Source organism: Paenibacillus validus NBRC 15382 (assembly GCF_004000985.1).
Classification (GTDB): Bacteria; Bacillota; Bacilli; order Paenibacillales; family NBRC-103111; genus Paenibacillus_G; species Paenibacillus_G validus.
This window is the reverse complement of sequence record NZ_BIMH01000062.1, coordinates 1-21,106: the sequence shown is the minus strand read 5'-3', so window position 1 is coordinate 21,106 and position 21,106 is coordinate 1. Positions and strand designations below refer to the sequence as shown.

The 21,106-nt window shown below is 51.8% G+C and carries 23 protein-coding genes, 1 rRNA gene, 1 pseudogene and 1 riboswitch; of the genes and pseudogenes, 23 read left to right on the top strand and 2 right to left on the bottom strand.

The window, feature by feature from the left end; all coding sequences use genetic code 11:
• A 23S ribosomal RNA gene (locus PVA01S_RS24030) occupies positions 1 to 1,696 on the top strand; the annotation flags it as partial.
• Between the two features lie 225 nt (positions 1,697 to 1,921).
• On the opposite strand, the gene PVA01S_RS24025 is transcribed toward PVA01S_RS24030, so the two are convergent.
• A complete protein-coding gene (locus PVA01S_RS24025; RefSeq protein WP_127610152.1) occupies positions 1,922 to 2,443 on the bottom strand; it encodes a hypothetical protein in 522 nt (173 codons plus the stop codon).
• A gap of 183 nt (positions 2,444 to 2,626) precedes the next feature.
• Between PVA01S_RS24025 and PVA01S_RS24020 the strand changes: the two genes are divergently transcribed.
• The 10 genes from PVA01S_RS24020 (at position 2,627) to rsmI (ending at position 9,989) form a co-directional block, all read left to right on the top strand.
• Positions 2,627 to 2,824: a sigma factor G inhibitor Gin gene (locus PVA01S_RS24020; protein WP_127610150.1), complete on the top strand. Its 198-nt coding sequence runs from the start codon at positions 2,627 to 2,629 to the stop codon at positions 2,822 to 2,824.
• 119 nt (positions 2,825 to 2,943) lie between these two features.
• Positions 2,944 to 4,458, top strand: coding sequence for an aminotransferase class I/II-fold pyridoxal phosphate-dependent enzyme (locus tag PVA01S_RS24015; protein ID WP_127610148.1), 1,515 nt, complete (start codon positions 2,944 to 2,946; stop codon positions 4,456 to 4,458).
• Positions 4,459 to 4,508: 50 nt separating this feature from the next.
• Positions 4,509 to 5,147 carry a dTMP kinase gene (gene tmk, locus PVA01S_RS24010; protein ID WP_127610146.1) on the top strand — a complete coding sequence of 213 codons (639 nt, stop codon included), beginning with the start codon at positions 4,509 to 4,511 and terminating at the stop codon, positions 5,145 to 5,147.
• Positions 5,148 to 5,232: 85 nt separating this feature from the next.
• Positions 5,233 to 5,562: a cyclic-di-AMP receptor gene (locus PVA01S_RS24005; protein WP_054797911.1), complete on the top strand. Its 330-nt coding sequence runs from the start codon at positions 5,233 to 5,235 to the stop codon at positions 5,560 to 5,562.
• An 18-nt stretch (positions 5,563 to 5,580) separates the two neighbouring features.
• Positions 5,581 to 6,027, top strand: a complete 447-nt coding sequence (locus PVA01S_RS24000; RefSeq protein WP_054797912.1) for a YaaR family protein — start codon at positions 5,581 to 5,583, stop codon at positions 6,025 to 6,027.
• A 52-nt stretch (positions 6,028 to 6,079) separates the two neighbouring features.
• Positions 6,080 to 7,057: a DNA polymerase III subunit delta' gene (holB, locus tag PVA01S_RS23995; RefSeq protein WP_054797913.1), complete on the top strand. Its 978-nt coding sequence runs from the start codon at positions 6,080 to 6,082 to the stop codon at positions 7,055 to 7,057.
• 2 nt (positions 7,058 to 7,059) lie between these two features.
• Entirely contained in the window at positions 7,060 to 7,866 is an 807-nt protein-coding gene (locus tag PVA01S_RS23990; RefSeq protein WP_127610144.1) for a PSP1 domain-containing protein, read from the top strand.
• A 31-nt stretch (positions 7,867 to 7,897) separates the two neighbouring features.
• Positions 7,898 to 8,251: a DNA replication initiation control protein YabA gene (gene yabA / locus PVA01S_RS23985; RefSeq protein ID WP_054797925.1), complete on the top strand. Its 354-nt coding sequence runs from the start codon at positions 7,898 to 7,900 to the stop codon at positions 8,249 to 8,251.
• Positions 8,252 to 8,315: 64 nt separating this feature from the next.
• Positions 8,316 to 9,092, top strand: a complete 777-nt coding sequence (locus PVA01S_RS23980; protein ID WP_054797915.1) for a tRNA1(Val) (adenine(37)-N6)-methyltransferase — start codon at positions 8,316 to 8,318, stop codon at positions 9,090 to 9,092.
• A gap of 12 nt (positions 9,093 to 9,104) precedes the next feature.
• Positions 9,105 to 9,989, top strand: coding sequence for a 16S rRNA (cytidine(1402)-2'-O)-methyltransferase (rsmI, locus tag PVA01S_RS23975; protein ID WP_155615568.1), 885 nt, complete (start codon positions 9,105 to 9,107; stop codon positions 9,987 to 9,989).
• Between the two features lie 117 nt (positions 9,990 to 10,106).
• Here the strand turns inward: rsmI and PVA01S_RS23970 are convergent, their stop codons facing one another.
• Entirely contained in the window at positions 10,107 to 10,361 is a 255-nt protein-coding gene (locus PVA01S_RS23970; protein WP_010501678.1) for an AbrB/MazE/SpoVT family DNA-binding domain-containing protein, read from the bottom strand.
• Between the two features lie 383 nt (positions 10,362 to 10,744).
• On the opposite strand from PVA01S_RS23970, the gene PVA01S_RS23965 reads away from it, so the two are divergent.
• From PVA01S_RS23965 to spoVG, 12 genes and pseudogenes are all read left to right on the top strand, one after another.
• Entirely contained in the window at positions 10,745 to 12,028 is a 1,284-nt protein-coding gene (locus PVA01S_RS23965) for an HD domain-containing protein (protein ID WP_127610140.1), read from the top strand.
• A 31-nt stretch (positions 12,029 to 12,059) separates the two neighbouring features.
• Positions 12,060 to 12,827, top strand: coding sequence for a TatD family hydrolase (locus tag PVA01S_RS23960; protein ID WP_054797916.1), 768 nt, complete (start codon positions 12,060 to 12,062; stop codon positions 12,825 to 12,827).
• Positions 12,828 to 13,062: 235 nt separating this feature from the next.
• A riboswitch (cyclic di-AMP (ydaO/yuaA leader) is annotated at positions 13,063 to 13,241 on the top strand.
• Positions 13,242 to 13,568: 327 nt separating this feature from the next.
• Positions 13,569 to 14,660, top strand: a complete 1,092-nt coding sequence (locus PVA01S_RS23955) for a 3D domain-containing protein (RefSeq protein WP_127610156.1) — start codon at positions 13,569 to 13,571, stop codon at positions 14,658 to 14,660.
• A 114-nt stretch (positions 14,661 to 14,774) separates the two neighbouring features.
• Positions 14,775 to 15,329 carry a ribonuclease M5 gene (rnmV, locus tag PVA01S_RS23950; RefSeq protein ID WP_127610138.1) on the top strand — a complete coding sequence of 185 codons (555 nt, stop codon included), beginning with the start codon at positions 14,775 to 14,777 and terminating at the stop codon, positions 15,327 to 15,329.
• Positions 15,326 to 16,255, top strand: a complete 930-nt coding sequence (gene rsmA, locus PVA01S_RS23945; RefSeq protein WP_127610136.1) for a 16S rRNA (adenine(1518)-N(6)/adenine(1519)-N(6))-dimethyltransferase RsmA — start codon at positions 15,326 to 15,328, stop codon at positions 16,253 to 16,255. The genes rnmV and rsmA overlap by 4 nt, the downstream gene beginning before the upstream one ends.
• A gap of 70 nt (positions 16,256 to 16,325) precedes the next feature.
• Positions 16,326 to 17,189, top strand: coding sequence for a sporulation peptidase YabG (gene yabG, locus PVA01S_RS23940; protein ID WP_054797918.1), 864 nt, complete (start codon positions 16,326 to 16,328; stop codon positions 17,187 to 17,189).
• A 198-nt stretch (positions 17,190 to 17,387) separates the two neighbouring features.
• Positions 17,388 to 17,660 (top strand): biofilm formation stimulator Veg, encoded by a 273-nt coding sequence (gene veg / locus PVA01S_RS23935; RefSeq protein ID WP_054797919.1) that lies wholly within the window; start codon positions 17,388 to 17,390, stop codon positions 17,658 to 17,660.
• A 220-nt stretch (positions 17,661 to 17,880) separates the two neighbouring features.
• Positions 17,881 to 18,057, top strand: a pseudogene (locus PVA01S_RS23930) (small, acid-soluble spore protein, alpha/beta type); the annotation flags it as partial.
• A 344-nt stretch (positions 18,058 to 18,401) separates the two neighbouring features.
• Positions 18,402 to 19,256: a 4-(cytidine 5'-diphospho)-2-C-methyl-D-erythritol kinase gene (gene ispE / locus PVA01S_RS23925; RefSeq protein WP_127610134.1), complete on the top strand. Its 855-nt coding sequence runs from the start codon at positions 18,402 to 18,404 to the stop codon at positions 19,254 to 19,256.
• Positions 19,257 to 19,433: 177 nt separating this feature from the next.
• Positions 19,434 to 20,273, top strand: a complete 840-nt coding sequence (gene purR, locus PVA01S_RS23920) for a pur operon repressor (protein WP_127610132.1) — start codon at positions 19,434 to 19,436, stop codon at positions 20,271 to 20,273.
• Between the two features lie 5 nt (positions 20,274 to 20,278).
• Positions 20,279 to 20,665, top strand: coding sequence for a RidA family protein (locus PVA01S_RS23915; RefSeq protein WP_155615569.1), 387 nt, complete (start codon positions 20,279 to 20,281; stop codon positions 20,663 to 20,665).
• 122 nt (positions 20,666 to 20,787) lie between these two features.
• On the top strand, positions 20,788 to 21,072 hold the full coding sequence (spoVG, locus tag PVA01S_RS23910) for a septation regulator SpoVG (RefSeq protein WP_127610130.1): 285 nt from the start codon (positions 20,788 to 20,790) through the stop codon (positions 21,070 to 21,072).
• The last annotated feature ends 34 nt before the right edge of the window (positions 21,073 to 21,106 follow it).

Genomic DNA, 21,106 nt, shown 5'->3' with positions numbered 1-21,106 from the left:
TAGGGGAGCGTTGTATGCGGGTAGAAGCTGGATCGTGAGGACTGGTGGACTGCATACAAGTGAGAATGCCGGTATGAGTAACGAAAAGATCAGTGAGAATCTGATCCGCCGTAAGCCTAAGGGTTCCTGAGGAAGGTTCGTCCGCTCAGGGTAAGTCGGGACCTAAGGCGAGGCCGAAAGGCGTAGTCGAAGGACAACAGGTTGAAATTCCTGTACCACCGTGAACCGTTATGAGCAATGGGGTGACGCAGAAGGATAGTGACGCTGGGCTATGGATTGCTCAGTCCAAGCAGTGAGGCTGGTGTGCAGGCAAATCCGCACACCGTAAGGCTGGGCTGTGATGGGGAGGGAAATTTAAGTACCGAAGGTCATGAGTTCAGGCTGCCAAGAAAAGCCTCTAGCCAGGGAGAAGGTGCCCGTACCGCAAACCGACACAGGTAGGCGAGCAGAGCATGCTAAGGCGCTCGGAAGAACTCTCGTTAAGGAACTCGGCAAAATGACCCCGTAACTTCGGGAGAAGGGGTGCCTCGGTAGGGTGAATAGCCCGAGGGGGCCGCAGTGAAAAGGCCCAAGCGACTGTTTAGCAAAAACACAGGTCTGTGCGAAGCCGCAAGGCGAAGTATACGGGCTGACGCCTGCCCGGTGCTGGAAGGTTAAGGGGAGCGGTTAGGGGCAACCCGAAGCTGTGAACCGAAGCCCCAGTAAACGGCGGCCGTAACTATAACGGTCCTAAGGTAGCGAAATTCCTTGTCAGGTAAATTCTGACCCGCACGAATGGCGTAACGACTTGGGCGCTGTCTCGACGAGAGATCCGGTGAAATTTTAATACCTGTGAAGATGCAGGTTACCCGCGACAAGACGGAAAGACCCCATGGAGCTTTACTGCAGCTTGATATTGGACTTTGGTACGATCTGTACAGGATAGGTGGGAGCCTGGGAAGCCTGCGCGCCAGCGTGGGTGGAGGCGCCGTTGGGATACCACCCTGATCGTATCGGAGTTCTAACCTGGTACCGTGAACCGGTACGGGGACAGTGTCAGGTGGGCAGTTTGACTGGGGCGGTCGCCTCCTAAAGAGTAACGGAGGCGCCCCAAGGTTCCCTCAGAATGGTTGGAAATCATTCGAAGAGTGCAAAGGCATAAGGGAGCTTGACTGCGAGACAAACAGGTCGAGCAGGGACGAAAGTCGGGCTTAGTGATCCGGTGGTACCGCATGGAAGGGCCATCGCTCAACGGATAAAAGCTACCCTGGGGATAACAGGCTTATCTCCCCCAAGAGTCCACATCGACGGGGAGGTTTGGCACCTCGATGTCGGCTCATCGCATCCTGGGGCTGAAGTAGGTCCCAAGGGTTGGGCTGTTCGCCCATTAAAGCGGTACGCGAGCTGGGTTCAGAACGTCGTGAGACAGTTCGGTCCCTATCTGTCGTGGGCGCAGGAAATTTGAGAGGAGCTGTCCTTAGTACGAGAGGACCGGGATGGACGTACCGCTGGTGTACCAGTTGTTCCGCCAGGAGCACGGCTGGATAGCCAAGTACGGACGGGATAAGCGCTGAAAGCATCTAAGCGTGAAGCCCCCCTCAAGATGAGATTTCCCAATTAGTAAGACCCCTTGTAGACGACGAGGTTGATAGGTTCGGGGTGGAAGCGCGGCAACGTGTGGAGCTGACGAATACTAATCGGTCGAGGGCTTATCCTACAAGTTTCCGAAGGAAACTGCTTCGGAAGCATATGCTATCCCCACAAAGTGACGTGAAGCTGACGAAGCTGATTCCGATTACTTTGCGTGGGCCCCAATAAAAGCATTCAGCATGCTAAGTTTCGTATCCAGTTTTCAGGGAATAACAGAACCCTAGCCAGTCCTCATGGATGAGCTAGGGTTCTTTGTTTTACGCTATATACTGGAATAGAAAAACACGTCCTATTATTGGGTATAACAGGACGTGTCGTGAGGATTGATTTTCAATAATCCGCTAGACTTGTATTTGCGAAATATAAAGATGATCATAAGGCGCGGCAGAAGCAGCCATACGTGATAAAACATCGCAAACAGCAGCACATCGGTCGACAGCCACGGATAGAAACAAGCTAAAATTAACAAGACGATCCAAAACAATTGATTATGAAGCCGGAGGACTTTAGCCAGCGCGATGTAATTGCCGGGGGTATACCCGAACCAAGGCATTCGGAACGACCAGCGCCATGCCTTTGGAGCCTGTCCTTCCTTCGTGCGGTGAAGGGTGTGTAGAAATACGGCATGCACCAGCGGAATTCCGAAGAGGACAACGGCGAAAGACAGCAGTTCAATGTGTAGCAGCGCGTAGATCCAAGCCAGAACGGTCAGCAGCCAGTAAGCATAATGATGGACGGCCTTGTGGTGAACTCTACGTAACAAACGATAGTTGTAAATCGTCGAATCTTTGGATAGGGTCCGGTCGTTGTTCATCGTATCACGTTCATCCTCGCCGATTAACTAATATTTCAGTATTACTATTATCGGTCATGGAGCAACAAATTTGAAGATAGGGTGCACCGGATGAGCTCTTTTGACATAAAAATAGTTCATAACCGTTTATTCTTGAGAGAATAGGACATACTGATAGAAAAGAAGAATAGAGGTGAACACTGCATGAATGAATCGTTGCAGAACGACTATACAGCCTCTTGCATTATTTGCGGACAAGAAAAGGCAAATGGCATCATGATTATTACTGAATTCATTTGCGAAGAGTGCGAGACGGAGATGGTTCGAACGGATGTCAGCGACGTGAAGTATCCCTTCTTTATTCATCAGATGAAACAAATTTTATATAAAAAGAATGCGTAATCGGTAGGTTTGCCCGTGTCCAAAGCTCCTTTGTCTCAAGAAGGGATGGAAGCGGGCTTTTTAGTTTGGTACAATACTGCTATCCATGTGATTCTGGTTAGAAATGAGGCGTGTCGCACGTGTCGGAACGGAAACGTCCGTTATTTGAAGCCATGCGGACTTACGATCATTTACATACAAGCCGCTTTCATGTACCCGGACATAAGGGCAAGGCGGAAGCTTACGAGGAGGCCGCGTCGTATTACGGGCCGATATTGGCTCTCGATGTGACGGAGCTCCCGGGAACGGATGACCTGCATCATCCCGAGGCGGCGATTCTAGAGGCGCAGCGTCTGGCAGCGTCCTGCTTCGGGGCGGACGAGACGTTCTTTCTCGTAGGCGGCAGCACGGTCGGCAATCAAGCGGCGATCTTAGCGGCCTGCCGTCCCGGAGAGCTGTTGCTTGTACAGCGGGATGCCCACAAGTCAGTGATTCACGGACTGATGCTGGCGGGGATCAAGGCTGTATTTATAACGCCGCGGCAAGATCCGGCCAGCGGGCTGTTTACCGGCTTGCAAAGGCAGGACGTTGAAGAAGCGCTCCGTCGGTATCCCGAAGCCCAAGGCTTATTGGTAACCTGCCCTACTTATTACGGAGTAAGCGCCGATTTGAAGCCGCTGGCCGACCTGCTGCATGCGCAGGACAAGCTGCTGCTCGTCGATGAGGCGCACGGCGCTCACTTCGGCTTTCACCCGGAGCTGCCGCTCTCGGCGTTGTCGGCAGGCGCGGATGTGGTCGTGCAATCGACGCATAAGATGCTGACGGCGATGACGATGGGTTCGATGCTGCATGTGCAGGGAGATCGGATCAACCGGAAGGCTCTGCGTCAAGCTCTTGCCATGCTGCAAAGCTCGAGTCCTTCCTATCCGATCATGGGCAGCCTGGATTTGAGCCGTGACTGGCTGCAGGAGCAAGGGTTTCAAGCTATAGATGAAGGGTTAAAGGCTATTAACAGTCTGAAGATCGAACTGCAAAAGAATCAAAGATGGCGAACGGTCGAACCGAACGGGACGAGCAGGAGGTGTGACCCTTTTAAAATGGTGCTTGAGGATTCCTATGGAATCTTGAGCGGTTTCGAGCTAAAGGAGCAGTTGGAGCGGCGCGGCTGTTACGCGGAAATGGCTGACCCGGAACGTGTCGTTCTCGCTTTCGGTCTGACCGGGCAGCACCAAGAAGCGCAGCGGTTGCTGGGAGCGCTGAAGGACATCGAGGCCGGATTAGCGGCAAGCAAAGGAAACGGGCGAGCCCAGCCCGACATAGGGAGGCATCAATCCGAGTCGTACGATTGCCCCGAGGCTTCAAATTCGCCGCACGAGCGGCAAGACCTGATCGGACAGCCGGTCTCTTTTACGATAGAGTCCCTGCACAGGGAGGAGCCGGACGTAAGCCACGTACCGTTGGAGCGCTGTGAGGGCAGGATAGCCGCCGAAATGATCGTACCGTATCCGCCGGGAATCCCGCTCTTATATCCGGGTGAGTATATTGGAAAGCGAGTGTCGGCGGAACTGAGGCGTCTTGCCGCAGCAGGGGCTCGTTTTCAAGGATATGATGTGTCGGGACGAAAGACGGTGCCGGTTTATGTATCATCGAAGTAACGTATACAGCGGGCTCCAACATCTTACTTAGCAGGACAGGGGACATAAAGTTGAAAACAGGTTATTTCATCACGGTGGAAGGCGGAGAGGGCGCAGGCAAAACATCGGCCATCGAAGCTATAGTGAGTACCGTCGAGGAACTCGGATATGAAACGATTTCGACACGTGAGCCCGGGGGGATTCCCATTGCCGAGCAAATCCGCGCGGTCGTGCTGGATACGAAGAACACCGCCATGGACAAGCGTACGGAAGCACTGCTTTACGCCGCGGCGCGTCGTCAGCATTTAACGGAAAAAGTGATTCCCGCGCTGCAATCGGGCAAGGTTGTCGTGTGCGACCGTTTTATCGACAGCAGCCTGGCCTATCAAGGGCATGCGCGCGGGCTCGGCGTAGATGAAGTGCTCGAAGTGAATCGCTTTGCGATCGGGGATTGGATGCCCGATCTGACTCTATTCCTGGATGTTAGCCCGGAGGTAGGCCTCGGCCGGATTCGCGCCGATTGGAGCCGGGAAGTGAACCGTCTCGATCTCGAGGAGATGCGGTTTCACGAGCTTGTAAGAGAGGGGTATCGCGAAGTGCTGCGGCGTTACCCGGAGCGCGTCCGCCGTATCGATGCGGAACAAACGCCCGATAAAGTTGCGGAGCAGATCCGACAAATCGTGAACCAAACGCTGCGGAATCGAGTATGATGAGATAAGAAGGAATTTAACAAAGGTTTGTCTAATTATATATAGAGAACGCGGATAAGAATCCTTGTTAAAGGAGGCTGGATGTATGAAATTGGTGATTGCCGTCGTCCAGGATAAAGATAGCAACCGTTTATCGAACGCGCTGATTAAAGCAGGGTTTCGTGCGACGAAGCTGGCTAGTACGGGGGGCTTCCTTCGGGCCGGAAACACGACGTTTTTGATTGGGACCGAAGACGATCGTGTGAACGAAGCGCTGCAAGTCATTAAAGCTAACTGCAAAATTAGGGAGCAGATGGTAACCCCGGTTTCCCCGATGGGAGGAACAACCGATTCATACATCCCGTTCCCCGTCGAGGTTCAAGTGGGAGGAGCCGCCGTTTTCGTGCTGCCGGTCGAACGTTTTGAACACTTCTAGAAGAGAGGTACGCCCATCGTGAAAATTAACCCGGGATGGCGTCCCGTCGGCAGTGAATGGATTCGCAACGAGAATACGTCGTCCCAGCAGCTTCAGCAAAAGTCGTTTCATGACATGATGCAGCATCAATCCGAGCGGGCCACCCGGGAACAGCTTCAGCGCATGCTGGCTCAAATCGATCAGCAAGGCCAGCGTTTGGCCAAGTCGATGACGGTGCGCGAGCTTCGGCAGTACAAGCTGATGGTGAAGCATTTTCTGGAGGAGACGGTGCGGCGCGGCGTTCAGCTTCGCGAGACGCGGGGATGGGACAGGCGCGGCCGATCCAAGCGGTATAAGCTGCTTGAAGAAGTCGATCAGGAGCTGCTGGGGCTAGCCGACGATATGCTGTCGACCGAAGAAGGTCGCATTGATTTGCTGCAGAAGATTGGAGAAATTCGCGGCATGCTCATTAATTTATTTTTCTAATTAACGACGGCTGCGGATTTCGCTTGATATAGGGAAAGGAACAAAGAGCGTCATGTCGTTTCAAGCGATTGTAGGACAAGAACGGGTTAAGCGCATGCTGCAAAACAGCATTCGAACCGATAAAGTGTCGCATGCCTATATATTTACCGGGCCGAGCGGCTCCGGACGCCGTGAAATGGCGAAAGCGTTCGCGATGGCGTTGTACTGCAAGGTGCTGCCTGACGATGCCTGCGGCGAATGCCTCGACTGCCGTAAAGTGGCCCATGGCAACCATCCGGACCTCCACTGGCTGAAGCCGGACGGCGCCTCGATCAAAATCGAACAAATCCGCGAGCTGCAGAAGCAGTTTGCGTACCGGTCCACCGTATCGGGCTTGAAGATGTACGTGCTGGAAGACGCGGACAAAATGACGACGCAAGCGGCCAACAGCCTGCTGAAATTTCTGGAAGAGCCATCGTCGCAGGTGGTTGCGGTACTCATTACGGATAACGGGCAAGCGCTGCTGCCGACGATACGCTCGCGCTCGCAATGGGTTCCTTTCGTGCCGATGATGCGTCAGCAAATGCAGGATTTGCTGCTGAAGGAAGGCCATTCTCCGGTGCTCGTCCAGATCGCCGTCCGATTGGCGGCGGGACCGCAAGCCGCGCGCGCAATGATTCAAGGAAATGGGTTTGCAGAAATTCGAAACCTAGTGATACAATTGACTAGAGAAAGCTTGACTCGGCTGCCTGTCGCGCTTCTGACCGCACAACAGAAGCTGTCGAAAGGCGAGCTCGGCGATCGGCTTTCGCTTTGGTTGGATATGCTGATTCTGTGGCTCAAAGACATGGTCCAGCTGGGTACGGGCCGCCGTGAAGGGATCGTCTTCTCCGACCAAACGGAGTGGATGGCCAAAGAGGCGTTAAGCCGGCCGCCCCAACACTGGATCGCGTGCCTGGATCAAGCGATTGAGACTCAGAAACGATTGCGGTTTCATGCCAATCCCCAGCTTGCGCTGGAACATATAATAATGCAGCTTAAGGGGGTGTAGGATTGTTCTCTGTTGTGGGAGTCCGCTTTAAGAAAGCGGGTAAAATTTATTACTTCGACCCGAGCGATTTGCCGGTCGACCAAGATAGCGCAGTTATCGTGGAGACGGCGCGCGGCGTGGAATACGGGAAAGTCGTCATCGGTCGCAGAACCGTGGGCGAATCGGATGTCGTGTTGCCGCTCAAGAAGGTTATACGCATCGCCGACCATCAGGACGCGAAGCTTGTGGAGGACAATAAACTAGCGGCGAAGAACGCGTTTGCCGTTTGCCAGGACAAGATCAAGGATCACCAGCTCCGGATGAAGTTGGTTGACGTTGAATATACATTTGATCGCAACAAAATCATCTTTTATTTTACGGCGGAAGGCCGTGTCGATTTCAGGGAATTGGTTAAAGATTTGGCCAGTGTGTTTCGTACGCGGATCGAACTTCGCCAAATTGGCGTTCGCGATGAAGCGAAGATGCTCGGCGGCATCGGCCCTTGCGGCAGAATTTTATGCTGTTCGTCGTTTCTTGGCGATTTCGAGCCGGTATCGATCAAGATGGCGAAGGATCAGAACTTGTCGCTCAATCCGACCAAAATATCCGGTCTATGCGGTCGCTTGATGTGCTGCTTGAAGTACGAGCACGATAACTATGAAAGCGCCAAAGACGATCTGCCCCGTGTAGGCAGCGAAGTGATTACATCGTTCGGCAACGGCCGCCTGATTTCGATGAATGTGGCGGAACGGATGGCGAAGGTACAAGTGTTTGAGCTTAAGAAAGTGATGGATCTCCCATTAGATGATGTGGTGGAGTATCACGGATAAGGGAACGGCTCTCTCTGAGGTGATGGCAATCGTGGTGAAAAGGGACATTTTCATTCAAATCGATCAAATGGAAGAGCAAGTGGGCACGTTGTATGCGGAGCTCGGTCAAATCAAACAACAAATTATCGAGCTATTGGAAGAAAACAAACGACTCGGTATAGAAAACAGTCAGCTGCGCAAGCTGTTAAAGAAAGATGCCGCACCGGCTCTTGCGGATCCGGCTTCCTCGGAGGAGGAAGCGGCGAGGATAAAAGAGGTTACCGGTGAAGGTCTCGATAATTTAACTCGGATTTACCATGAAGGCTTTCATATTTGCAATGTAAACTACGGTCATTTACGGACCGAGGGCGATTGTTTGTTCTGCATGTCGTTTCTAAATAAATAAGAACACTAGCCGTAGGGAGGATTGACTTCTCTACGGTTTTTTTGGAAGAAAGAGGAGTTGTCACTTGGAACAATCCGTACCTGTATATGAGCGTGAGCGCATCGATGATTTGCTGACGCAAGATTTGAAAATTATCCAAAGCGAGGATGTTTTCAGCTTTTCCCTGGATGCGGTGCTGCTCGCAAGGTTTTGCTCGGTACCGACTCGCGGGCGTATGATAGATCTTTGCACCGGGAACGGTGTTATTCCGTTGCTGTTGACGACTCGAACGCGGGCGCACATTACGGCCGTTGAAATTCAGCCGCGGCTGGCAGAGATGGCGCAGCGGAACGTCAAGCTGAATCGGCTGGACGCACAAATCGATATCAGGCAGGGCGACCTGCGCAGCGCCGTTCAGGAGATTGGACACGGACTGTTCGATGCCGTGACGGTCAATCCGCCCTATTTGCCTGTTCCTAATGGCGAACAAAACATCAATGAGCATGTAGCCGCCGCACGCCATGAGCTGTTCTGCACGTTGGAAGACGTCATTCGTGTCAGCAGCCGGCTGGTCCGAACCGGGGGCAAGGTAGCGATGGTGCATCGGCCGAGCCGGCTGGTCGAGATTTGTACGTTAATGCGGGAGTACCGTCTGGAACCGAAACGGATTCGTTTCGTGCATCCGCGGGCGGACCATGAAGCCAACATGGTGCTGATTGAGGGAATGCGCGATGGGAAGCCGGAAATTCGCACGCTGCCCCCGCTGATCGTTTACAAAAATCAGAACGAATACAGCGACGAACTGATGGACGTATACTTTGGTCGTCGGCTGACGCTGGATCATAATCCGGACACTTATTAATAGAAGGAATCGATGCGCGTGAACATTCAAAAAAGCTATAATAACGAGTCCGGCAAGGGAAAACTGTACTTGGTCGGCACGCCGATCGGCAATCTCGAGGACATGACGTACCGGGCTGTCCGGATTTTGCAGGAGGTTCGGTGGATCGCGGCGGAGGATACGCGCCAGACGCGAAAGCTGCTGACGCACTTCGACATCAGCACACGGCTTGTCAGTTATCATGAGCATAACAAACATGCCAGCGGGCCGGAGCTCATCCGGCTCATGGAGAGCGGAGACGATATCGCGCTGGTCAGCGATGCGGGGCTGCCCGCCATTTGCGACCCTGGGGCCGATTTAGCCAGACTGGCGATTGAGGCGGGCATTGCGGTGGTCCCGATTCCGGGAGCGAACGCGGCGTTGTCCGCTTTAATCATGTCGGGCTTGCCGACGGAGCGGTTTCTGTTCGTCGGGTTCCCGCCGCGTGACGCCAAACCGATGGAACAGGAGCTTGCCACCTGGAGACGGGAAGCGGCTACAGTGATCGGTTATGAATCGCCTCACCGGATTGTGAAGACGCTGACGCGGATGGCGGAAGTTCTTGGCGAAGAACGGGAGGTTTGCCTGACCCGGGAGCTAACGAAAAAATATGAGGAAGCCGTCCGCGGTACGATCCGCGAATGCCTCGCCTATTTGGTTGACCATCCGCCGCAGGGTGAATACTGCTTCATCGTTCGCGGCGGGGCGGGTGACGGGGGAATCCCGGAGGAGACGGCGTGGTGGACCGGCCTCTCGCCTGAGGAGCATGTGGCCCGATACGAAGCGGACGGGCTGGACCATAAGGAAGCGCTTAGGAGGGCTGCGCAGGAGCGCGGCGTTCCGAAACGCGAATTGTATAATTTGCTGCATCAAGGTTGATCGGCACAAAAAAATACCCTGATTCGGGGCAAGCTCGAATCAGGGATATAGAGGAGATATGAAAAAGGTTAGAATTACCATAGTTAATATTGCTATTTATATTATAACCTATTTTTTTTATTTTGTCACAGGTATTGGCATTTCAGATAAACATTCGTGACAAACAATTTTTCCTTTGAAATAAGAGACGTTCTCGGCGTTTCCGCAGAAGATACAGGCCGGCTCATATTTCTTCAACATGATGCGCTCGCCGTCTACATAAATTTCCAAAGCATCCTTCTCGCCAATGCCAAGCGTTCTGCGCAATTCGATTGGAATAACAACACGACCAAGTTCGTCGACTTTTCTTACGATACCAGTTGATTTCATCATAATAATAAAATTCCCCTCTCCAGAAGTTGTTTATTTTAGAATGAATGCGAAGCGGAATGAAAATAATCGTCATGTTTCGACATAATTCTTTAAACCTATGATACCAACCATTCCCAAAATAGTCAACCTAAAAATGCAACACCAAGTGACAATTTATGGACCTGGCTGCTAGATTAGTATAACATGGAATAGAATAACGCTACTAGTAGAGCCAAAATGTTGGTTTTACTTACCAAAAGTCTCTTTATATATCCATAAAATGTAAATCTATATGCCGTGTCGAAACAAAAATTTGGAATAAATAAATCGACAACATTCGACAATTTTCAATGTTTTGGCGGAATATTGTCGATCAAAATCTGCAAATTGCGAGGAGGGATACCATGCAACAACCGATGGAAGAAGAAAAAGTGTTTAAAGATCCGGTTCACAAGTATATCTATGTCCAGGATCAGACGATCTGGGATCTCATCAATACCCGGGAATTTCAACGGCTGCGCCGCATCCGTCAGCTGGGAACGTGTTTTCTCACCTTTCACGGCGCCGAGCATAGCCGGTTCTCGCATTCGCTGGGTGTTTATGAAGTAACACGCAAAATCATCTCGCAGTTCGAGCGTAATCAATATGAAGATTGGCCGAGAGAAGAACGTCTGTTATGCTTGTGCGCGGCGCTTCTGCATGATGTCGGACACGGTCCCTTCTCGCATTCGATTGAGAAAACGTTCGGGACTCACCATGAGGATTGGTCATGCCGAATCGTACTCGGCAACACGGAAGTCAACGAAGTGCTGAAACGCGTTTCTCCGACGTTCCCGCAGCAGGTAGCGGGCGTTATTGCCAAGACGTACCAGCAAGAAATCGTCGTCAGCCTCGTCTCGAGTCAGCTGGACGCGGACCGGATGGATTACCTGCTGCGCGATGCTTATTTCACCGGCGTAAATTACGGCACCTTCGATCTGGAGCGAATTTTGCGCGTGATGCGGCCGTATCAAGGACATATCGTAGTTAAGGAAAGCGGGATGCACGCCGTTGAGGATTATTTGATGTCCCGATACCAGATGTATTGGCAAGTGTACTTCCATCCGGTTACCCGAAGCGCGGAAGTCGTCCTGCATAAAATTTTTCAAAGAGCCAAACAACTGTTTGAAGAAGGGTATCCGTTCCACTTTCTGCTCGAACCGCTGCCCAGCTTGTTCGGCAATCGGCTGACCACGGAAGAATACCATTTGCTGGATGAAGCGTTGATGCAAACGGTGCTGATGCAATGGACGATGGAAGAGGATGCGGTGTTGGCTGATTTGTGCTCACGCTTCTTGCAGCGGCGTTTATTCAAATATGTAACGCTGGAAATTATGGACGTCGGCATGCTGGAACGGCTTCGTGAAAAAATGGGCAATCTAGGATTAGATCCCTCCTATTACCTGGAAGTCGATTTCCCGTCCGATCAATCCTACGATGTGTACCGGCCGGGCGAACAGGATGAGAAACTGCCGATTTTATTGCTCGATGCGCACGACACGTTGACGGAAATCTCGCGAAAATCCGAAATCGTGCGTTCGATCAGCGGGATCCAGAACGGAAAATACCACCTGTATTACCCGCAGGAACTCGTATTGAAACATCTTCCAGCTTTGGATAAAGAAATTCGGAAGCTGCTAAGATCTTAAACGACATATAGAAGATGAAGGAGAAAACGTTATGCTAATCGACACACATGCACACCTGAATGCGCCGCAATTCGATGAAGACCGACACGAGGTGATTGCGCGCGCAAGAGACAACGGAATAAGTCGAATCGTGAATATTGGATTTAATCGGGAGACGATTCCAAGCTCCTTGGCGCTGGCTGAGCAGTACGATTTCATCTACTCGACGGTGGGCTGGCATCCGACGGAAGCCAAAGATATGAGGGAAGAAGATCTCGCCTGGATCGAATCGTTGTGTCGTCACGAGAAAGTGGTTGCCATCGGCGAAATCGGGCTTGATTACCATTGGGATACGTCGCCGAAAGACGTACAGAATCGGGTATTCCGCGAACAAATTCGTCTGGCCCGCAGGGTCGGCCTGCCGATTGCGATCCATAACCGCGATGCGCATCAAGACGTCGTACAAACGCTGCGCGAGGAGAAAGCGGCGGAGGTCGGCGGCGTGATGCATTGTTACTCCGGCAGCTGGGAGACGGCCAAAATGTGTCTCGATATGAATTTTTACATTTCTTTCGGCGGCCCAGTAACTTTCAAAAATGCCAAGCAACCGAAAGAGGTACTCGAGAAGGTGCCGATGGACCGGCTTTTGATTGAAACCGATGCGCCTTATTTAACTCCGCATCCATATCGGGGCAAGCGAAACGAGTCCGCTTACGTCCGTCTTGTCGCCGAAACGGCGGCCGAAATCAAGGGCATTTCGATCGAGCAATTAGCCGAAGCGACGACTCGAAATGCGATGGAACTTTTTCGTTTAAAGTGAGTGTGTCGGGCTCTGGGAAACGCTTGCATAAACGCTGTTACTTATAGCGAATCGAGAAAAATAAAGAAAACAGCTAAATCGGTTCGTGCGAATGAGAGATAGATGTATTTTATTCGCGTAATGAGTATATTTAAACGAAAATGGGTAAAAACCGTTCTTTTTTTATACGTTTGTATACTTTACAACCAAACCCCTCGCGTCGTACACTCAATAATAACTTCATACGATTACCAGAATTCCAACATCGCTGAGTTTCCGAAAGGAAAACGGGGGAACCACATCGCGGCGGTCCATTCATGATTGCCAAGGTGTTTTTTAGGGGTGAATCTCTGGGGCGGGCAACTGTCCCGGGGTAGGGCGACTCTCAAGTCCGAATCCGTCAGCTAACCTCGTAAGCGTCTAGAGAGAGGTAACGCATTGTCGTGTGCTTTTATTTTCATTTGGACAAAATGAGAAAAGTCACGGGAAGGTTCCTCTTCTCCGCTGACTTTTTTTTGTGTTTCCCGTAAAAGGGATTCGTGTCCAAGCTGGCTACTCTTTACACCCGAGGGGGGTGAATACGGCAGGCAAGTGGATACTCTGATGTCAGCAGCACAAACGTTGGTAATGGCAATCAAACAATTTACCATAGTCGCGTCAGAATCTTATCATGCATAACACTCGAATGGCGAGGCTTTAAGGAGGACCGAACAAGTGGGCGCTGAAACACCAGGGCAAACCCATGTAAGACGATCATCCAGCATGACCTTCGCGTTGCGATGGACGCATGAAAACTTGCGTATGATTTCGATTATCGCTCTCATTTCATTCGCTATGACTTTCATGTTCTTGATGATGTTGCACGGTACGGCCATTAAGCGCGTATCGATCGTTGTAGACGGACAGGAACGCACGTTCCAAACCCGGGAAGAGGTACTGCAACGAGTACTGGATGAGCAAGGAATCGCAGTAAGCGAGAACGACCGTATTTCCCATGCGCTGGATGCAAAGGTGAAATCGGGCGACCGCATTGCGATCACGCATACGACGCCGGTGCAATTAACCGCCGACGGCGAGACGAAGACAGTTTACACGGTTGGCAAGACGGTAGAGGCCGCTCTGCAGGATTTGAACGTCCCTGTGGGCGAGCTCGATAAAGTCATTCCGGCTAAGGAAACGGAAGTAAGCCCTCATGCGGAACTGAAGGTTGTCCGCGTGACGAAAGAAACAGCAGATGTGCAAGAACCGATCGCATTCGATACAGTAACCAAGAGCGAGCCCCAATTGTTAAAGGGCAAAGAGCAAGTATTGCAGGAAGGTCAGAAGGGCCTCCTTGTGAAGAAGCTGGAGAAAGTGTATGAAGACGGCGTGCTTGTGTCGGAGCAGGTCGTGGATCAGCAAGTACAAACCGAGAGCAAACAACGCATTGTGGCCGTCGGGACGAAAAATCCGGTTGTCGTTCTGTCCTCTTCATCGCCGAACGTCGAGGAGTTGACCAAGAACGGCGTCAAATTCGGCTACAAGCAAGTAATCAAAAACGTTACGCTAACCGCTTATTCGGCGGGGGTGTCATCCACCGGCAAGGATGAAAGTCATCCGCAATACGGCGTAACTTCTTCGGGCGCGAAGGTAACGGAAGGTCGCACGATTGCAGTCGATCCTAAAGTGATCCCGATCGGCTGGTGGGTCTATATCGAGGGCGTCGGCTTCCGCCGAGCCGAAGATACAGGCAGCGCTGTGAAAGGGAACAAGATCGACGTCTTTTTCGAGAACGGTGACTATGCAACTCGTTTCGGTACGAAGCGCGGTTATACGGTATACATTATCGGTCCCAAAAAACCGTCGGCGGATTAGGCGCTTGCAATTCGGAAAGACTACATTCATTATATATAGATCGGCAGATAAGAAGAGGTGCTCGTGAGGCGTCCCTCTTCTTTTTCTCTTGTTCACGAAGGAAGGTACGTGCACATGATTAAAGAAATTATCGTAGTGGAAGGTAAGGACGATACGGTAGCCATTAAACGAGCGGTAGAAGCGGAAACCATCGAAACGGGCGGTTCGGCGATCAATGCGGACGTTATTCGACGCATTAAGCTTGCGCAAGAACGGCGGGGCGTAATCGTATTCACGGATCCCGATCATGCCGGGGAGCGTATTCGCAAAATTATTACGAAGGAAGTACCCGGCGCGAAGCATGCCTTCCTGACGCAGGAGGCGGCGACAAGCAAGGGCGATATCGGCGTCGAGAACGCATCGGTCGAAGCGATTCGCACGGCACTGGCCAACGTGAGGACCGACGGTCGAAACGAAGAGTCAGCTATCACATGGGACGATCTGATGGAGGCCGGGCTGATCGTGCATCCTCGTGCGGCCGCCCGGAGACTTGCGATGGGCAATCGTCTCGGAATCGGTTATTGCAACGGGAAGCAATTTTATAACCGCTGCCGCATGTTTCAAATTTCCCGGGAGGAGTTTGAAGCGGCCCGTCGGGAATTGAATGAAAAAGAGGGTGCCACGTCATGAGTCGAAACGGAAATGAACCGGGTTACGGACAAGCGTCCGAGGATATCGCTTCGCCGAAGCGAACCAAGGAACTGATGCAGAAGTACGGCTTTGTGCTCAAGAAAAGCCTCGGACAAAATTTTCTGATCGATCAGAATGTGCTTCACAACATTGTCTCTGCCGCCGAGCTTGACGAGACGAAGGGCGCGCTCGAAATTGGTCCGGGCATCGGGGCATTGACCCAGCAGCTCGCTAAACGTGCGGGCAAAGTCGTAGCCGTCGAGATCGACCAGCGGCTGCTGCCGATGCTGGAGGAGACGCTGGCGCCTTATCCGCAGGCCGAAGTGGTGCACGGGGACGTACTCAAGGTGGACCTGCAGGCGTTGTTCAAGGATAAGTTTCAAGACGTATCGAAAGTAAGCGTTGTCGCTAACCTGCCTTACTATGTGACGACCCCGATCCTGATGAAGCTGCTGGAAGAGCGGCTGCCGCTCGAGAACATTGTCGTCATGATCCAGAAGGAAGTGGCCGAGCGAATGGCGGCAAAGCCCGGAGGCAAGGAATACGGCTCGCTCAGCATCGCCGTACAGTATTATTGCGAACCGGAAGTGGTCGCGATCGTGCCGCAAACGGTGTTCATTCCGCAGCCGAACGTGGACTCGGCGGTCATCAAGCTCAAGGTGCGAGAGAAGCCGGCGGTGGAAGTCGAAGACGAGGCGTTCTTCTTTGACGTCATGCAGGCCAGCTTCGTGCAGCGCCGCAAGACGATTTACAACAACTTGGCGGCCAAATATTTCGATAAAGAATCGAAGCCCGATCTGGAACGTCTGCTGCTGGATGCGGGAATCGCACCCTCGAGGCGCGGCGAGACGCTGTCGATCGAAGAGTATGCAAAGTTGTCGCACCGCTTAGCCGATTACTTGAAGACGGCAAGAACCGCCAAATAACGATCCTGGGCGAAACGTCTGCACCAAATGCCTAGAACCGCCATACGATAGACGGGGAGGCGATGCAGCCATGAAGCAGGGAGACCTGGTCACTCGGAAGTCGTATGGTGGTGATATCGTTTTTAAAATTCAAGAAATCCGGCAACAGCTGGCGGTTCTTCGGGGAGTGGAGCTTAGGCTTTTGGCCGATGCACCCCTTGTCGATCTGGAAGTGATGCCGCAGCTCGATCCTTACCTCGATAAAGCAATTACACGTCCCAAATGGATGGACACGATGCCGCGCAACGGATTGGCGGCGGCGACGACAGGGCCGCCCGGCTGGCCGGCGGGGGAGCCGGCCAAACATCCCGTTTACTTCGAAATGCCAGGCAAAGTATTGCATTTGGACGGCGATCCGAATTATTTGCGCAAGTGCATGAACTTATACGGTGAATTGCGGGTTCCCGCCGAAGGGTATTACGTAGCCGAGGCGAATATGGCCGATGCGGTGTATCGGCTGCTTCCGCTGGTACGCCCCGACATTGTGGTCATAACGGGGCACGACGGCTTTGTAAAGCATCGGCCGGCAGGCGATATTACCAAGCTTAGCAGTTACAAGAATTCGCATAACTTCGTAAATGCGGTTCAAGCCGCCAGGCAGTTCGAGAAAAGTCTCGATGCCTTAACGATCGTCGCAGGCGCTTGCCAATCGCACTTTGAAGCGCTGCTGCAGGCGGGAGCGAACTTTGCCAGCTCGCCGGCCCGCGTCTTGATCCATGCGCTTGATCCATTGTGCATTGCGGTGAAAGTAGCTTATACGCCGATCAAAGAAACCGTAAACATAGTCGATGTCATCGGGTTGACGCACAGCGGTCTCGAAGGGATCGGGGGCATCGAATCGCTGGGAAGCTACCGAAGAGGCGTGCCGAAAATTCAATATGCCACTCCGAAATAAGCGCCGAAATGGTGCTTTTTCTTTTTTATTCGACAATTTGGTGAACGAATACGGAAGCGCCTAGCGTAAAACCGCATAAAATCAGGGAAAATAATCGTTGACAACTAATCAAAGACGCTGATATAATATTTCGCTTAAATTGACATACTACCTATGTTGCGTTATAATAATCTAGAAGGAAAGAGGTGGTAGCAGTCAATGGCTAAAAATGCGCTATTGGAGATCAAACGTTGTTTGGAACCTCATGTCGGACAGAAGATAATGCTTAGAGCGAATGGTGGCCGCCGCAAGACGGTTGAACGCTCCGGAGTCTTGGAGGAAACCTACCCTTCCGTTTTCATTGTGAAGCTGGATCAAGAACAGCAAACCTTCAAGCGAGTTTCTTACAGTTATGCGGACATACTGACGGAATCTGTCGAAGTCACAGTATGTAACGACGACGGAGAAGTACGGATTACAATACAGCAATAAGGTTACATAAGGAACGGTTGATCGTTAGGTGGTCAGTCGTTTTTCTTTAGTAGCCCTATCCATGTGAATCGCTGTGTGCTGCGGACTCGGCGCTTATTCGTCCTTTCGCTTTTTAAGACGTTCGGATGAGACGTAAAGTTGCATTCGTATGAATTTGCTGCGGCGGGCGCATACTAACCTCATAACTCGAACATTCATCCTTTGAAGGAGGGTTTCGGATATGGGGCGTAGAAGCCGCAGAGGCGTGATGTCGGAACAATTTAAATATGAGCTGGCCAAAGATTTAGGGTTCTATGAAACGGTGCAGCGGGAAGGTTGGGGCGGAATTCGCACGAAGGATGCCGGCAATATGGTGAAGCGGGCCATTCAGATCGCGGAGCAAACGCTTGCCCAGCAGACGCAGGTGCAAGCGCAGGCGGTTCAGACGCCATATCGTCCTGCTATGCAGCAGCCCGTGCCGCCTCCGGTCTCGTTCGGACCGTCCGGCTTTGCAGCCGGCGTTTCTTCGTATCCGGTGCAGAATGTGCCGTATTACGCGGCTTCGCACGGCACTCCGGCGAACGCCTCTTCCTATTCGCCATATACAGGACAATAACGAACGGTCGAAACATGAAGCTAAAGCGCGAAACCCGGGCTTTAGCTTTTTTTTGTCTCCTTTTTGGTATAGTATTAGGTTAAATGACATAAATGGCATTCGGCCTCATGGCAGGAAAAGTCAGACAGGTGTAAAGAAGGTGTGTTATGAAAGTGTTCGAGAAAGCGCCGGCAAAAATCAATTTGTCCCTGGATGTGTTGTACAAGCGGGCCGACGGGTTTCATGAAGTCGAAATGGTCATGACGATGGTGGATTTGGCCGATCGTATCGAGATGCAGGAGCTTCCACGGGATACGATCATTATTTCCAGTCAAGCAGGCTACATACCGCTCGATGAGAAGAACTTAGCGTTTCAAGCGGCGCGTTTGATTAAGGAACGTTACGAAGTGAGGCAGGGCGTTTATATTCATTTGGATAAAAAAATTCCGGTATCCGCCGGGTTGGCCGGGGGAAGCAGCGATGCGGCGGCGACGCTGCGCGGCCTGAATAAGCTATGGAAGCTCGGCATAGGGACCGAAGAGCTTCAGCGGCTTGGCGCCGAGCTGGGATCGGACGTGCCGTTCTGCGTAACCGGAGGAACGGCGCTTGCCCGGGGGCGCGGAGAGAAGCTGGAGCCGATCGAATCGCCTCCGCAGTGCTGGGTCGTGCTGGCCAAGCCCCCGATTAATGTGTCCACCTCGGAAATTTACGGCAAGCTGAAAGCGTCCGAAATCAAAAACCATCCTTCAACCGCCTGCGTGCTGGACGCGATTCGGGAGAAGCGGTTCGACGAGCTGTGCGCCCGTCTCGGCAATGTGCTCGAGGAGGTCACGCTGGATCTGTACCCGGAAGTCAAACAACTGAAGGAAGTGATGGTGCGCTTGGGAGCTGACGGTGTGCTCATGTCCGGGAGCGGGCCGACCGTCTTCGGGCTAGTATCCAAGGAGGCGAAGGTGCCTCGGATCTACAATGGGCTCCGCGGTTTTTGCAAAGACGTATATGCGGTTCGCTTGTTGACGTGATGTTGATGTAATTTTAAGTGACATAATTTGATAATGTGTAATGTTACATAACATAAATGTCACAATATTTTAACGGGATGATCTTGATTAAACCCGTATAAAGATGATATATTTTGATTATAACATTCGGATTTTCAGCAGATCGTTATTTTGCATCTGGCCAAAGGGGGGTCACTCTTGAAAAAATTAAAAAGAAGCGCAAGATTGGTGGAGATGACCCAATACTTGCTTATTCGCCCCCACACGCTTATTCCATTAACGACATTCGCAGATCGTTATAATTCGGCCAAATCTTCCATCAGCGAAGACTTGGCGATTATTAAAGAAGTGTTCGAAGAGGAGGGCCTCGGCGAGCTGCAGACGCTCGCGGGAGCAGCCGGAGGCGTTCAGTACATACCGAAAGTGACGGCGGCCGGCGCGCTGCAGTTCATTCACCAGCTGTGCCGTCAATTGGAACAGCCCGAGCGCATCTTGCCCGGCGGTTATTTGTACATGTCCGACATTCTCGGGCAGCCGATGATCTTGAACGAAATCGGGAAGCTGTTCGCGTCCGTGTTCGCGAAGAGAGACATCGACATCGTGATGACCGTGGAAACCAAGGGGATTCCGCTCGCCTATGCGACCGCCACTTATTTAAATTTGCCGGTGGTCATCGTTCGTCGCGACAGTAAAGTGACGGAGGGCTCGGTTGTAAGCATCAACTATGTGTCGGGGTCCAATAAGCGCATTCAGACGATGTCGCTTGCCCGCCGCGCCTTGAAAGAGGAGTCGAGAGTACTGATTATCGACGATTTCATGCGCGTAGGCGGAACGATTCAAGGCATGATGGATTTGCTGCAAGAGTTTAAAGCGACGGTGGAAGGCGTAGGGGTGTTTGTGGAGTCCGGCGAGGTGGAAGAGCACCTGGTGGAGGATTATATCTCGCTCGCCAAGCTTTCTGTGGTAGATCCGAAGTCGCGTCAAATTAAAGTAGTGCCAGGTACTTATTTTAAAGAAAGCGAAATTCGCGGGGAGTGAAAATTATGGCGTTACAAACCATTGCAACCGATCAGGCGCCTGCCGCCATCGGTCCGTATTCGCAAGCCGTTCAATTCGGCAATCTGTTGTTTACATCGGGACAAATTCCGCTCGGCCTGGACGGCCAACTCGTGCAAGGCGGAATTGCCGAGCAAACGCATCAAGTGTTTCGCAATTTGCAAGCGGTCTTAGCCGCAGCGGGCTCGTCGTTCGGTCAAGTGGTGAAGGCTACCGTATTCATCAAAGACATGAACCAGTTCGCTCAGGTGAATGAAATCTATGCTTCGTACTTCGGCGACCACAAGCCGGCTCGTTCGACGGTTGAAGTAGCGCGTCTTCCGAAAGATGTGCTTGTCGAAATAGAGCTCATTGCCGCGGTAAATGTCGAATAATTTGCAATATATAAAGTATTTATAAAATTGAGAAAAAATCTCAGTTTGGCAGCAGGAATTTGCACTAAAATGTGGAATTACTACTCAAGTCTTCTAGATGGAAAAAGGTGGTGAACACAGAGGTGCAAATTACTGACGTCAGACTTCGCCGGGTGAATTCCGAAGGCAGAATGAAAGCTATTGCTTCCATTACCATCGATAACGAATTTGTCGTTCACGACATTCGAGTCATTGACGGTAATAACGGGATGTTCGTAGCGATGCCTAGCAAACGGACTCCGGACGGAGAATTCAGAGATATCGCACACCCGATTTCCTCTTCCACACGTGAAAAAATTCAGGCCGCCGTATTGGCTGAATATGATCGTGCTGCTACGGAAGAAGAAGTTATTGAAGAAGGTGCTTAACCGTTTACAATTTAAGAGAGCCGGACAGGCTCTC